The 13,436-nt window shown below is 26.5% G+C and carries 17 protein-coding genes; 3 read left to right on the top strand and 14 right to left on the bottom strand.

Annotated elements, in window-relative coordinates:
- Positions 1–94 precede the first annotated feature (94 nt).
- Genes X274_RS05670 through X274_RS05620 form a run of 11 tightly spaced genes read right to left on the bottom strand, consistent with a single transcriptional unit; the run spans position 95 to position 7,538 of the window.
- Entirely contained in the window at positions 95–709 is a 615-nt protein-coding gene (locus tag X274_RS05670; RefSeq protein ID WP_047265846.1) for a ComF family protein, read from the bottom strand.
- On the bottom strand, positions 696–1,970 hold the full coding sequence (locus X274_RS05665; protein ID WP_047265845.1) for a HEAT repeat domain-containing protein: 1,275 nt from the start codon (positions 1,968–1,970) through the stop codon (positions 696–698). Before X274_RS05665 ends, X274_RS05670 begins: the two co-directional genes overlap by 14 nt.
- Before the next feature lies 1 nt (position 1,971).
- Entirely contained in the window at positions 1,972–2,409 is a 438-nt protein-coding gene (locus tag X274_RS05660) for a hypothetical protein (RefSeq protein ID WP_047265844.1), read from the bottom strand.
- Entirely contained in the window at positions 2,406–2,954 is a 549-nt protein-coding gene (locus X274_RS05655; RefSeq protein ID WP_047265843.1) for a hypothetical protein, read from the bottom strand. Before X274_RS05655 ends, X274_RS05660 begins: the two co-directional genes overlap by 4 nt.
- A 1-nt stretch (position 2,955) precedes the next feature.
- Positions 2,956–3,198 (bottom strand): DNA-directed RNA polymerase subunit omega, encoded by a 243-nt coding sequence (locus X274_RS05650; protein WP_047265842.1) that lies wholly within the window; start codon positions 3,196–3,198, stop codon positions 2,956–2,958.
- A gap of 2 nt (positions 3,199–3,200) precedes the next feature.
- Positions 3,201–3,824: a guanylate kinase gene (gene gmk / locus X274_RS05645; protein WP_047265841.1), complete on the bottom strand. Its 624-nt coding sequence runs from the start codon at positions 3,822–3,824 to the stop codon at positions 3,201–3,203.
- The gene (locus X274_RS05640) at positions 3,821–4,114 is read right to left on the bottom strand and encodes a DUF370 domain-containing protein (protein ID WP_014297016.1); all 294 of its coding nucleotides are present in this window, start codon (positions 4,112–4,114) and stop codon (positions 3,821–3,823) included. The genes gmk and X274_RS05640 overlap by 4 nt, the downstream gene beginning before the upstream one ends.
- Positions 4,115–4,173: 59 nt before the next feature.
- Positions 4,174–5,049 carry a YicC/YloC family endoribonuclease gene (locus X274_RS05635; RefSeq protein WP_047265840.1) on the bottom strand — a complete coding sequence of 292 codons (876 nt, stop codon included), beginning with the start codon at positions 5,047–5,049 and terminating at the stop codon, positions 4,174–4,176.
- Positions 5,050–5,107: 58 nt separating this feature from the next.
- A complete protein-coding gene (locus X274_RS05630; protein WP_047265839.1) occupies positions 5,108–6,439 on the bottom strand; it encodes a sensor histidine kinase in 1,332 nt (443 codons plus the stop codon).
- On the bottom strand, positions 6,414–7,076 hold the full coding sequence (locus X274_RS05625) for a response regulator transcription factor (protein WP_047265838.1): 663 nt from the start codon (positions 7,074–7,076) through the stop codon (positions 6,414–6,416). The genes X274_RS05630 and X274_RS05625 overlap by 26 nt, the downstream gene beginning before the upstream one ends.
- A gap of 12 nt (positions 7,077–7,088) precedes the next feature.
- A complete protein-coding gene (locus X274_RS05620) occupies positions 7,089–7,538 on the bottom strand; it encodes a hypothetical protein (RefSeq protein WP_047265837.1) in 450 nt (149 codons plus the stop codon).
- A gap of 159 nt (positions 7,539–7,697) precedes the next feature.
- Between X274_RS05620 and hslV the strand changes: the two genes are divergently transcribed.
- The 3 genes from hslV to ispE are packed head-to-tail and all read left to right on the top strand — an operon-like array spanning position 7,698 to position 9,573.
- Complete coding sequence (hslV, locus tag X274_RS05615) at positions 7,698–8,231, top strand: ATP-dependent protease subunit HslV (protein WP_047265836.1); 534 nt, start codon at positions 7,698–7,700, stop codon at positions 8,229–8,231.
- Complete coding sequence (locus X274_RS05610; RefSeq protein WP_047265835.1) at positions 8,228–8,812, top strand: NUDIX domain-containing protein; 585 nt, start codon at positions 8,228–8,230, stop codon at positions 8,810–8,812. Before hslV ends, X274_RS05610 begins: the two co-directional genes overlap by 4 nt.
- On the top strand, positions 8,812–9,573 hold the full coding sequence (gene ispE, locus X274_RS05605) for a 4-(cytidine 5'-diphospho)-2-C-methyl-D-erythritol kinase (RefSeq protein WP_047265834.1): 762 nt from the start codon (positions 8,812–8,814) through the stop codon (positions 9,571–9,573). Before X274_RS05610 ends, ispE begins: the two co-directional genes overlap by 1 nt.
- Before the next feature lie 164 nt (positions 9,574–9,737).
- Here the strand turns inward: ispE and purB are convergent, their stop codons facing one another.
- Genes purB through X274_RS05590 form a run of 3 tightly spaced genes read right to left on the bottom strand, consistent with a single transcriptional unit; the run spans position 9,738 to position 13,368 of the window.
- Positions 9,738–11,033, bottom strand: coding sequence for an adenylosuccinate lyase (purB, locus tag X274_RS05600; RefSeq protein ID WP_047265833.1), 1,296 nt, complete (start codon positions 11,031–11,033; stop codon positions 9,738–9,740).
- A gap of 17 nt (positions 11,034–11,050) precedes the next feature.
- The gene (locus X274_RS05595; protein ID WP_052913192.1) at positions 11,051–11,704 is read right to left on the bottom strand and encodes an MBL fold metallo-hydrolase; all 654 of its coding nucleotides are present in this window, start codon (positions 11,702–11,704) and stop codon (positions 11,051–11,053) included.
- A gap of 11 nt (positions 11,705–11,715) precedes the next feature.
- On the bottom strand, positions 11,716–13,368 hold the full coding sequence (locus X274_RS05590) for a GGDEF domain-containing protein (protein WP_047265832.1): 1,653 nt from the start codon (positions 13,366–13,368) through the stop codon (positions 11,716–11,718).
- Positions 13,369–13,436: the final 68 nt, after the last annotated feature.

Raw genomic sequence — 13,436 nt, 5'->3', positions numbered from 1 at the left:
ATATTTTTTTTTAGCAAACAGGAATAATATAAAGCATTCTCTATGTAACCCATTTTATTCATAAATAATAACGAGATACTAAATTTATTAAAGATTATTGCTTTTTTACATTCCTGCAAAGAACTATGGTAATAACATTGCCATCTAAATTTTTAATAGCCTCATTAACAGTAGCTCCTGTGGTATATACATCATCTATTAATAGATAATTTTTTTCATCTTTTTTTTCAAATATGAATTTATTTTTTACCTGTTTTATTCTTTGATAATAATTTAATGCTTCTATTTGAGTTTTTGTATATCCTTTTTGTATTTTTAAATTATGATTCAATTTAAATCCCGTTAATTTAGAGAATTCTTTTGATATTAAATATACAGGGTTGTATCCTCTTATTTTTAAATGTTTTTTTATGGAAGGTATATAGACAATTTCAGGAAATTCATAAAAATCAATATTATAATATTTATATGTTTTATATAATAATTTTGAGAAAATTTTCGCTAAATGTATATTTTGTTTAAATTTAAATTCTTTTATCAAAGAAGATAACGGTTTCTCATAAACGCCTGCAAAATAAATAATATTATCATTTTCTATAAAAGAAGGGTGAAAAAGCGAGTCTTCACAAGACTCGCATATTATTTTATTTGGTAAAATATCTTTTTTGCAAATTTTACATTTATTTCCAAAAATTTCATTCAAGAACATTTGGCATTACCTCTGGGTTTAATTTCAGCAAAGTTGTAAGAGCTGTTAATTTCAATGTTCCATTTTCAGCTTCATCTTTTAAAATATTAAAAGGCGTTTCCCAAAAATTATTAGCTTTTAAAACTTTTAATATACTTAAGGCATTCTTTCTTAAATTTACTGGAAATTTTTTATTTTCAGCAATTTTAGATACTTCCATTAAAAATTGTTCAGCCTTTAATTTCTTTATTATCTGTAATGCATAATTCTTTCTTTTTACTGATACTGATTCTAAAAATTCTGGAACTTTTTCAAGTAATGTATAATCCAAAAAATGCAAAAGATAATTCACCGGACCATTTAACAACTCATCTTCGACTACCTCTAACAATTCTCTCGCATAATCAACATATCCCATATCATCTTTTTCTGCAGCTAATTTAAATCCAAAATTTTTAATTTTTGTTATTTCACTGTCGATAAATTTCTCTATAGCAAAATCGGGAATTATATCATTTCCACAGATTTTTTTACCTCTGTTCACCAATTCAAATAACAATTCTATATTTGTTTCGTCTTCAATATTTTTAGTAAAAAACGTCTTCGATATTTCACAGGGTAAGCCAGATATATATTTTATTAAAATTATTTTTATTGTTTTATCTGCCTCTTTATAAATATTGCTAAATGTATTATATACAGTTACCGAATCATTTGATTCAAAATAACGCTTTAATATTAATTTTTTTAAGTTTAAAGGTACATCATTTGACAAAACAACTTCGCTAATATTTTCTGTTATATTCAATAATATTTTTATCTGAGGATTTGTTTCACCTATAAATTTTTCCTTCATTTTATCCAAATCTTCGGGATAAAATTCTATAAAAGAGCTTATTAATTGAAAACGCACTTTAAAATCCGGATCTTTTGCAAGTGGATATATATATTCAAAATTCTCACAACCAAGAGAAAGATATAATTTAACGGCTTCTTTTCTGATTGTTGATGAAACATCCTTGAATAATTCTTTTAATATTTCGCAATCCAATCTTCCCATTTTTTCAAGATATTTCAGTGCAGAAATTCTTACATCAGGACTATTGTCTTCAAGCATTTCGTGAATATGTGTAACTTCAACTTTTTGTTTTAATAATTCCTGAATAGATTTTGCTTTTACAGTCGACACTCTGGAGTCCAGAAGTTCAAGATATAACCTCATATTATCCTGCCTTATTTTTTCCTGAAGTATTTTATAAGCTTCTATTATTGGGTTTGCCATTTTACCACTCCCTGGAATATATATTTAAATTATATTCTTCAAAATTAAATTCTAAAAAACTTCCTATTTTATTTATATCAATTTCTTTACCTGTATATAGATATTCATATGTCTTCTTATTATAAACGTCTATATACACTAATTTTAAATAATTAGATATTTTCTCAAGCTGAGCTTTCTCTCCATTTTTTCGTTCAAATTCAAAGTATTTTTTGTATCCAGCATCTTTAAAGGTAACTGTATCTACTTTTATATCATCACGAAAAAATCGAAAAAGATTTATAATGGAATTTTCTACATTTATTTTGTTAAATTCCATCTCTAACACGTTATTAAACATAATAATTGTCCTTGCAAACAGGGCAAGGACAATTATTGATATTATAGATATCGCTATCATTGAAAATAACGTTTCAATCATTAAAAAGCCTTTTTTCATTTTATTGGCTCCGAAAAATATAATGAAAAATCTTTTCTACCATTTAAAAATCGAAACTCTATTTTCAAATCATCTATAAAATCTTCTGGTGGAGGTACTATGTAGGTTATTTTAAAAAACATATAATCACTCAAATTATTAGAATATTCTTTTTGAGATAATGGATATCCAAACCCAAATTTTAAAGCTAAATTTTTAATACTCAAATTCAAACCAGAATACATCAAAAATATACTTCTATTCTGCGTTGCTTCATCTGTTATTCTATCATTAAACCATGCTATACCAAAATTTACATAGCTATTATCATTTATCTTTAATATTGAAGTACTTACATCCATTATTGTTATAAAACTAAAATTCGGTGTAGAAACATATGTTATATCACTTGAAAACGCAAAATTCTCTTCTTCAAGCCCCAATCTTAAAGCCATGTTCCAATTATTCTCACCAGTTAAAAAGGACATTCCTATATCGAAATTAACAGAAAAAAACACAGCATTTATCAATATAAATAATAATATAATTATATAGTTTTTTTTCAAACTATTTCACCTCAGGTTTATACTCTTCCAGTTTATCTTTGTTTTTTAATCTCACATGACCTTTTTCAATTTCTTTAAAAGCTATAGTAACAAAATTGTTATCAGCTGTTTTTACAAGAGGCTTTGAAGTTGAATCAAACCCTTCTTCTTTTAATATCTGGACTCTTTTTGCTACCATTATTGGAACAACATATTTAAATCCTACTTTATTCATGATTTTATCATAATTAAAATCCATCGACATTCCTATTCCTCCTCAATCTTAAAAAATGAATACTTTCCTAAATGTTCTGTAACCCTTTCTGTTTTTATCTGTTCTGCTATAAATATCGCTATTAACTGATTTATAGCTTCATTTAAATCCTCGTTTACTATTAAATAATCGAATTCATTTATTTTAGATAACTCCCATTTAGCATCGGCCAATCTTATTTTTAAATCTTTTTCTTTTTCTGTTCCTCTATTCATTAATCTTTTTTTCAACTCTGAATATGAAGGAGGGGCTATAAAAATTAATACAGTTTCCTTAGGCATTTTTTTCACTACATTTAAAGCTCCCTGAACGTCTATATCCAGAACTATATTAAATCCTTCGTTTATTTTTTTTTCTATATATTTTTTTGAAGTACCATATTTATGTCCATGTACATTGGCATACTCTAAAAATTCATCTTTTTCAACCATTTCATTAAATGTATTTTCATCTACAAAAAAATAATCCTTTCCATCTGTTTCTCCTGGCCTCGCTGGTCTTGTGGTATATGAAACCGAAAAGGAAAAGCCCTCTAATTTTGCCATAGCTCTTTTAATAATCGAAGATTTACCCACACCACTTGGCCCACTGACAACGTAAAGAATTCCTTTTGTCATTTAGAATATACCTCTCTCCTTATTTTTTCAAGGGCACTTTCTACATCATAAAAATTCTGCATAAATCTTCCACTTATAGTTTCAGGTTGAATAGCACTTAAGATTATATGATTGCTATCAGTTATAACTATAGCTCTTGTTTTTCTTCCATATGTTGCGTCTATTAATTTCCCCTCTTCTTTTGCTATATCCTTTAATCTTTTCAATGGTGAAGATTCTGGATTGACAATTGCTATTACTCTATCTCCAATTACAACATTACCAAACCCAATATTTATTAAACCGTACACAACTTACACCTCCGATATAATTTATATTAATTAGTAAATATTTTTTTATAAATGTATTTTTAATGGATATTTTGAACCTGCTCTTTTATTTTATTTACATGTAATCTCCCATCAATGGATAAAGCCGTTATTTCTTTTAATTTTGATTTAGATGCAATTGTATTGAATTCTCTATGCATTTCCTGAGCTAAAAAGTCTAGATTTTGTCCTACTACTTCAAGATCTGAAGATATTAATTCTCTGAATTTTTTCACATGCATATTTAACCTATCTATTTCTTCTGTTATATCTCCTCTTTCTAAAATAAGAGCTATTTCATATTCAAGCCTTTCCTTATTATATTCTATTTCCAGATCTAGATCTTTTAAGGATTCATTTAATTTTTCTTTATAATAATCTTTCATCTTTGAAGAATATCTTTTTATTTCAGAAGTTATTTCTTCTATTTTATCTATATATGTTATTAAAACTTTCTTTATTTTTTCCCCTTCAGACTTTTGAACTTCAAGAGTTTTTTCTATACTCTTTAAAACAGCTTTCTCAAGACCACTCCATATTATTTCCAGATCATTTTCTTCGATAGAATATCTCATTATTTCCTTGAATCTTATTAGAAGTTCTAAATTTGGCAAATCATTTAAATGAAGATAACTGGCAAGATCATTTAATGCATCAAAATAAGATTTAGCAAGGGCCTTATCTATTTTTATTATATCTTTTGGTTGTAAAAGTCTGATATCTATATAAATATTTAATGACCCTCTTTTAAAATATTTTTTTAGCAAATCATTTATTTTTAACTCCAGTGAAGAGTATATCCATGGTAAATTAACCTTTATATTTAAATGTTTTCCATTTAAAGATTTAATTTCAACAGTATAACTATAATTACCTATATTTTCCTCTATTCTCCCATAACCTGTCATACTTCTCATATTTTCACCTCTTCTTATTATATTATTATACACCAAATTTCTTAAAAAATCAAAATATTTAAGAAAATTTAATCTTAAATGTACTTCCTTTACCCATATCGCTCATAACTTCTATTTTTACATTAATTTTTTCACTTATTCTCCTTGCAATAGATAACCCTAATCCAAACCCTTTTACAGCTCTGGATTTATCTGCTTTATAAAATCTTTCAAAAATTTTTGGTATTTCATCCTTTTCTATCCCAGGTCCTTTATCAATCACTTCTATTGAATCTTCTGATATTTTGACAATAACCTCATTTTCGTTATTTAATTTTGTATATTTTATTGCGTTTTCGAGAATAATCTTTAATAGAATACCTAAGTATTCTTTGTTAGTCTCAATATTGATATCTTTTAGTTCAGCTTTTATATCAACATCTTCATTTTTATACATACTTATCACTTTTTCAACTATTTCTTTTAAATTTACATATTCGAATTTTATTTCTTCTTCAACTTTTGTCAGTAATAATAAGTTTTCAATCATCTCTTTAAGATAGTTGGATGATTCTTTTATATTTTCTATAGATTCCAATAATACTTTTTCATCCTGTTTTCCCCATCTTTCAATTAACTTTATATATCCTATTATGGAAGTAAGAGGTGTTCTTAATTCATGCGACACATCAGAAACAAATTGTTTCTGAAGTTCATACCCTTTATTTATCTTTTCTAACATCTCATTTATATTTTCTGTTAATTTATGAAATTCTATGAATTTTTGTTCTGGAATTCTCTTATCAAGTGTTTCAACATTAATTTCTGCTATTTCCTCAGATATTTTCAACAAAGGTTTTAACGATTTTTTTGCAAAATAATATGATATGATGAAAGAAATTAATATACTAATAAGACTCAAACCAAGAGCTAATGAATTAAACGTGTTTATAACCGCAGTATATTCTAAAGACGGACCACCCATAATCAATTCAGAATCGTTAAATATCTTAGTTCTAATAAATATATAATATATTCCGTCTTTTTCGTATGTTGCATAATTTTTCTTTAAATTATAGATTTTTTCATCCACAATATTATACGGATCATTTAATATTATTCCATCAAGTATAACAACTTTATTTGAAATAATGCTTCTCTTTAACCTTTCAGTATCTTTTAGCATATTCCCCATCATATTTCCTATAGCCCTCCCCATAATATGGGTAGGTTCCGAAATTTTTTCAACCTGCTGTTTCAAGATTATTGCATAAGACTTTATAGACATTTTTTCAACAAAATATCTCATTGAAAATATGACTGTTAATAAAATTATTATTATAACCGTTGTATATATTACAGTTAAATTTACAACAACACTTTTTTTACTCTTCTTTGAAAACGTATCCAACACCTCTCACAGTTTTTATTTTTTTCCCTTCATTGCCGAGTTTTTTTCTTAAATAATTAATATATACTTCTACCAGATTTATATTTTCTGGATCGTCATATCCCCAGATTTCTTCAAGTAATTTTTCTTTTGATATTACACTATTTCTGTTTACAAGCAAATATCTTAACAAATTAAATTCTGTTAATGTAAGATTAATCTCTTTTCCTTTTACTTTAACTTCCATTTTTTCTGAATCCAGCTCTATATTTGATACACTTAACACTTCATGTTTTCCAAGCCTTCTTAGTAGAGCTTCTATTCTTGCCAATAACTCTTCTATTTCAAAAGGCTTCACAACATAATCATCTGCTCCAGTTTTTAAACCCTCTATTCTTGATTTTAAATCTCCTTTTGCTGTAAGCATTATTATTCCAACATTGTGGTCATAATTTCTTATAGAATCTGCAATTTCCATACCATCCATCCCTGGTAACATCAAATCCAGAATGATTATATCAGGTTTAAATTGCTCATATTTTTCCAATCCTTCATTACCATCATTAGCAACATCAACCTTGAACCCCTCATGTTTGAGTTCTAATTCCAAAAGTCTCGAAATACTTTTATCATCTTCTATTATTAATATTTTAAACATACTTACCCCTTCTTAATACGTAAAACCTATATATATTTCTTTTAACGTTGTTTCTAATATCATATATCCCCCAAGTCCCTCTACAAAGAATTTTATTCCATATTTAGTGGAAAAATCCAGGTCTGATGAAATTGGTTGTTCTATAATTATTGAGGCCTCTCTTTTTCCAAATGTAGCCATTACAGAAAATTTTGTCTTATAATCAAGAGTATCAACAATAGTGCTAAAATCAAAAGTTCCCTTTAAATCATATAAGTAATACTTTATAAATGGAAAATAAAATCCGGAATCAAACCCATATTTTAAACTTGAAAAATCTTCAAAGGATAATATCGCATCAAATCGTCCTGTTATATCATTTAATGTTGGAATTACTATATCCAAAGAAAAAACAGACTTTGCTGCATTTACTACATTTAACATTAAAATTACAATTGCAAAAATTAAAAATACCTTTTTCATCTTTTTACCCCCTTTATGCTATAATATTATTTGTTATACAACAAAATTATAATTTATTTACTTTACAAAACAATTAATGTTCGCTTTTAAAGATATTATGGATATAATTATATTATATATTATTATACTTAAAAATTTCTTAGGAACTGAGGTGATACAATGGAATTTAGAGGAACTACAATAATCGGAATAAAGAAAAACGGGAAAACTGTAATAGCAGGTGATGGGCAGATAACTCTTGGAAATACTGTTTTTAAAGGTACAGCACGAAAAGTCAGACGCCTTGGCGAAGGAAAAGTTATAGCGGGGTTTGCAGGTTCTGTTGCTGATGCACTGGCCCTTTTCGAACGATTTGAAATAAAGTATAGAGCAAATGCTGGAAACTTATTAAAAGCTGCTGTAGAACTATCAAAAGATTGGAGAACAGATAAAGTTTTAAGAAAATTAGAAGCTATGTTATTAGTTGGTGATAAAGATTACTTGCTGCTCATTTCCGGTAATGGCGAGGTAATTGAACCAGAAGAAAATGTGATGGCTATTGGTTCTGGTGGACCATATGCTCTTGCAGCAGCAAAAGCTTTGTTAAAAAACACTGACTTAGATGCAAGAGAAATCGCTGAAAAATCTTTGAAAATTGCTGGAGAAATTTGTATTTATACAAATCAAAATATTACCGTGGAGGTTATTGAATGAAAGAAAAAGTTTGGGTAATTGACAATGAAATATTAAATGATATAAACTTTTATAATGGATTTACAATTGTTGAGCAAAATATTTTAGAAAAAATATTTAATAATGCATATTTTATTGATAGAGAAATTGCCGAAAAAGATGAATCAACAAAACAAATAATTCCTTATGTCGTTATCAAGAACAAAAAAAATAAAATATTAGTAGTTCAAAGGACTAAAAAGCAAACAGAAAAAAGATTACATAATTTATATAGTGTTGGAATTGGCGGCCACATTAATCCAATAGATAAAAATAAAAATTCAGAATTAACATTTTATAACGGATTAAACAGAGAATTAAATGAAGAATTATATATTGATGAATTAAAATCATTAGAATACGTCGGCCTTATTTTAGATGATTCTACAGAAGTTTCAAGGGTTCATCTTGGTGTTTTATTTATTGCATATGTTTCTAATGCTGATATTAAAGAAAAAGAAAATTTTAAAGAACTTTGGCTAAACGAAACAGAGTTTAAAGATTTCAATGGAGAATTTGAGGGTTGGTCTAAAATAGCATTAAGAGCCTTAGAGGTGATTTAATGCTTCTAAAAGCTTATGCGAAGGTTAATCTTTTTTTGGATGTTATAGAAAAACGAGTCGATAACTATCATAATATTCTAACGCTTTTCCAAAGTATTCCTTTATATGATGAAATAGATATTGAATTTTCTGAGAAAGAAATTTTTACTTCAACACCTAAATTTAATTTCCCTTGGAATAATAACTTGATAAAAAAAGCAATAGACACCTTTAAAAGTTTAACAGAATATAGTTTTAATTTGAAAATACACTTAAACAAAAAATTGCCAGAAGGCGGAGGTATTGGCGGCGGAAGCGCTGATGCTGCCGCTGTTTTAAGATTTTTAAAAGATGAATATAATATCTCTGATAATGATATTATTGAAATTGGTGCAAAGGTTGGAGGAGACGTTCCATTTTTAATTTTTGGTGGTACTGCTATTGCTGAAGGGATTGGTGATAAATTAACTTTCTTAGAACCTCTAAAATTAAATTTTGAATTTAATTTTCCTGGTATTCATATATCCACACCAGAAATGTATAATGAAATAGATAAAAGTTGGAGTAAATTAACAAGATTCGGCGATCCAATGAAGTTATATGAAGGATTAAAAGAAAGAGATTATATAAAAGTAAAAGAAAATACATTTAATATCTTTGAGCAGGTGGTTTTTCCAAAATATCCAAAATTAAAAAGAATTAAAGAAAATATGGATAAAAATTCTATTATTTCTTTAATGAGTGGGTCTGGTAGCACTATATTTTCAATACAATATATATAAAAATAGTTTTTCCACGAAAAGTGTGGGTAATTAAGAAAAAAATAAATTACCATATTGAGTATTATATGATCGAAAAGATATAACTGCACACAATCTTAAATTAACAAAATCCCCGTTTATGGGGATTTTACTTTTTATTTTGTTCAATTCCAAATTCTCATTTTTTATTTTAAATTGAATCTTTCATATATTGCATCAATATTTCTTAAATAATAATCAGGAGTAAATATTTCATCAAATTCTTCGGGCTTAAATAACTCTTTTATTCTACTATTTTCCCATAATATTTTTTTAAAGTCTTTTCTTTCTTCCCAAGCTTTTAATGCATATTTTTGAACAAATTTATAGCTTTCTTCACGGCTTAGCCCTTTATCTATTAATGATAGCAATACTCTCTGGGAATATACAAGATTATATGACTTTTCAAATGTTTCTTTTATTCTATCTTCATTCACTATAAGATTTTCCATTAAATATTGGGTTTTTTTCACCATATAAAAGGTTATTAGAGTTGCATCTGGTAAAAATACCCTTTCCACAGAAGAATGAGATATATCTCTTTCATGCCATAGAGCTATATTTTCATAACCGGAAACTGTGTAGCTTCGCAACATTCTCGCCATTCCAGTTAACCTTTCACATAATATCGGATTCTTTTTATGTGGCATTGCGGAAGATCCTCTTTGACCTTTTTTAAATGGTTCCTGAGCTTCTAATACTTCTGTTTTTTGTAAATGTCTAATTTCAACAGCTATTCTTTCAATTCCAGCACCAATTAACGCTAATGAAGATAAAAATTCTGCATGTCTATCCCTTGGAACAACTTGTGTCGCTACTGTTTCTGGTTTTAATCCTAATTTATTTAATGCTATTTTTTCTATTTCTGGATCTATATTTGCATAATTTCCTACTGCCCCACTTAATTTTCCATAAGATATATTTTCAATAGATATTTCAAATCGTTTTATATTTCTCTCCAATTCAGCAAGATATGACAACATTTTTAAACCAAATGATGTCGGTTCAGCATGAATTCCATGAGATCTTCCAACTGTGTATAAATATTTATATTTTATTGCTTTTTCTTTTAGAATTTGGGATAATTTTTTCATCTCTTCTAATATTATTTCTCCTGCTCTTTTTAAACCTAAAGACCATGCTGTATCTACTATATCAGAAGATGTTAATCCCTTGTGGAAATATCTTGCCTCATCTCCCATATTATCTGTAATGGATTTAATAAACGCAATTACATCATGATCTACTACACTTTCAATTTTTAAAATTTTTTCTACGTCAATTTTTGCTTGATTCCTGATCTTTTTAGCCGTACCTTTTGGAGCTATATTTTTTTCTTCAAATGCATCTATTACTGATAACTCAATCTCCAACCATCTTTTATATTTTTCTTCTTCTGACCATATTTCTTTTACAGGTGAAAGCGCATATCGATCAATCATTTTTTACCTCCAGAAATTTATTTTTTTAAATTTAAAAATATATTATTCTTTTTTAAATCTTTCAAATAACATATTTCCATATGTCCTGGCATGATTAACACTGTCTCCTCTTTCGATTTTATATATTCATCAAATTTCTTTAATGATTCAAACATAACCTTTTCATCTCCATAAGGCAAATCTGTTCTGCCAATAGAGTCACAAAATATAAAATCACCTGTAAAAATAAAATCACCAAAATCATAAATCATGGAACCCGGTGTATGGCCTGAATAATAAGATACCATAAATTTTAAATCACCAAAATCATAATAACCTTCGTAAATTTCTGTGTAATTTATATTGGTTTCAAACTCTTCACCAAACATATAACTCAAATTTCTGGATTTATCTTTTAACCCTATTATTTCCTTATGAGGAATCATTATATGAAATTTATCAAATTCATTTAGCCCAGCTATATGATCGTAATGCGTATGAGTAACTAAAACTCCTTTATATTTGAAATTTTCTACTTCAAAATAATTAAAAATATGTTGATTCCCACAACCAGGATCCACTATAATTATAGTTTTATTTGATTTAATCACATATGTATTTACTCCAAAAGGTGGCATTATAAATAAATAAACTTCTATATTTTTTTTTCTATAAAAAGGCACTATTTCCATATTTTTTCTCCTTATGAGTTACTTCTTAATCTTTTTAAAATCTCTTTCTTTTTTTCTTTCATATCTTCCATTTTTTTTCTTGCATCCGTTATAATATCTTCAATATCCTGACCATTATGTTCCAATAATCCATAACTCATTGATATCTTATAATCCTTATCTGTAGTTATATTAAATTTCTTTACATATTCCACTAATCTTTTTAATATTTTCTGAGATATTTCTATATTAACAAATCTCAGCAGAATTAAAAATTCATCATCACTGAGCCTAAATATAAAATCCCTGTCTCTGATAGTCTTCTTTACTATTTCTACAAAATCTTTTATCAAATCATTTGATATATTTTCACCAAATGCTTTTTGCACATTTTTAAAATTATCTAAATTTATATAAATTACACAAAAACTCTCATTATTGCTTATTACTCTTTGAAAAATTTTTTCCGCACCTTTTTTATTAAATAATTTTGTTAATTCATCTTTTAATGCTATATCATATAACATATTCTTTTCCTTTTCAATGTTTTCAAGTTTTTTCTTTAAATTAAGTATTTCTTCTTCCTCTTCATTAGCTTTTTTCACCAGCCCTGAAAGTAAATGGGAATAATACTTTATCAATGTATCTATTTCAAAAATAGCTGTTTCTATTTCATCAATTTTTCCATTTTCAATATTACGAATCAATTGTTGTAAGGGTTTTTCTACCTTTCTAGCATTATAATACAGATATGTCGTAAAAACAAATAAAAATATCGCCGTTACCAATAAAGATATAAAAATAATATAATTTTTTGTTTTTATCAATTCAGAAAAATCAATCTCTATTTTTGTCAAAGCAGTTAACGTATAATCTTTATCAGGTCCCCACTTTAAATAAACGAACGCTTTTTCACCATTAAACTTTTCTCTTATAATATAATTTGAACTATTATTAAAATAATCAATATCATCAAATATTAATTTTTCCTCATCATCTAAAAAAGGAGATTCAAATGAAAACGGAATATATGAAATGTTATAAACATATATTCCCTCAATAAAATTAAATTTAACAGAAGATATTTCTTTAAAGAAATTAGGAACAGCTCTATCATTTAATAATATACCCACTTCAAAAATTTCTCCATCGTTTAAAATTTTATACCCATATATACGTGGTAAATTTGTTTTCAATTCAAATGATATCTTTTCTATATATTCTCCATTTTCCTTTAATTTTGTATTTAATTTTTTCCAAAAAGTTGGTACCCTTTTGGATATATCTAATCCTAAATCTTTTTGATAATCCGTCTCTGTAATCACACCATTCTTATTTATTATATAATAATTTATATCTTTAATAAACTGTTTATCTTTAATATACGAACTCTTTAACTTGTTATATTTTTCTGAAAAATTTTTATTAAAGTACATCACATATACTTCATCAAGAAAATTTTTAACAATATTTTCATATTCAACACTATAATAATCCAGATACTTCAAATTACTATTAAAGTATCCATTTACAGATATTACAGATTGTTTTATTGTCGAGTTGTATATTTTTTTAAAAAAAATGTTTACTGAAAATATAATAATTATAATCGTTATTAAAGATAGTAATAATACAATAATAAATGAACGGTTAAACAATAAAGTCCTTATACTTTTTTTGTTCAAAATTCCACCTCCATCCCCTTTTTATTATACAACATTTTTTTCAAAAAAAAAAGATTAATAGAAAGAAA

It is taken from the genome of Marinitoga sp. 1155, from assembly GCF_001021175.1.
GTDB lineage: Bacteria > Thermotogota > Thermotogae > Petrotogales > Petrotogaceae > Marinitoga.
The sequence above is the reverse complement of the archived record's forward strand: the minus strand, read 5'-3'. Positions and strand labels throughout refer to the sequence as shown.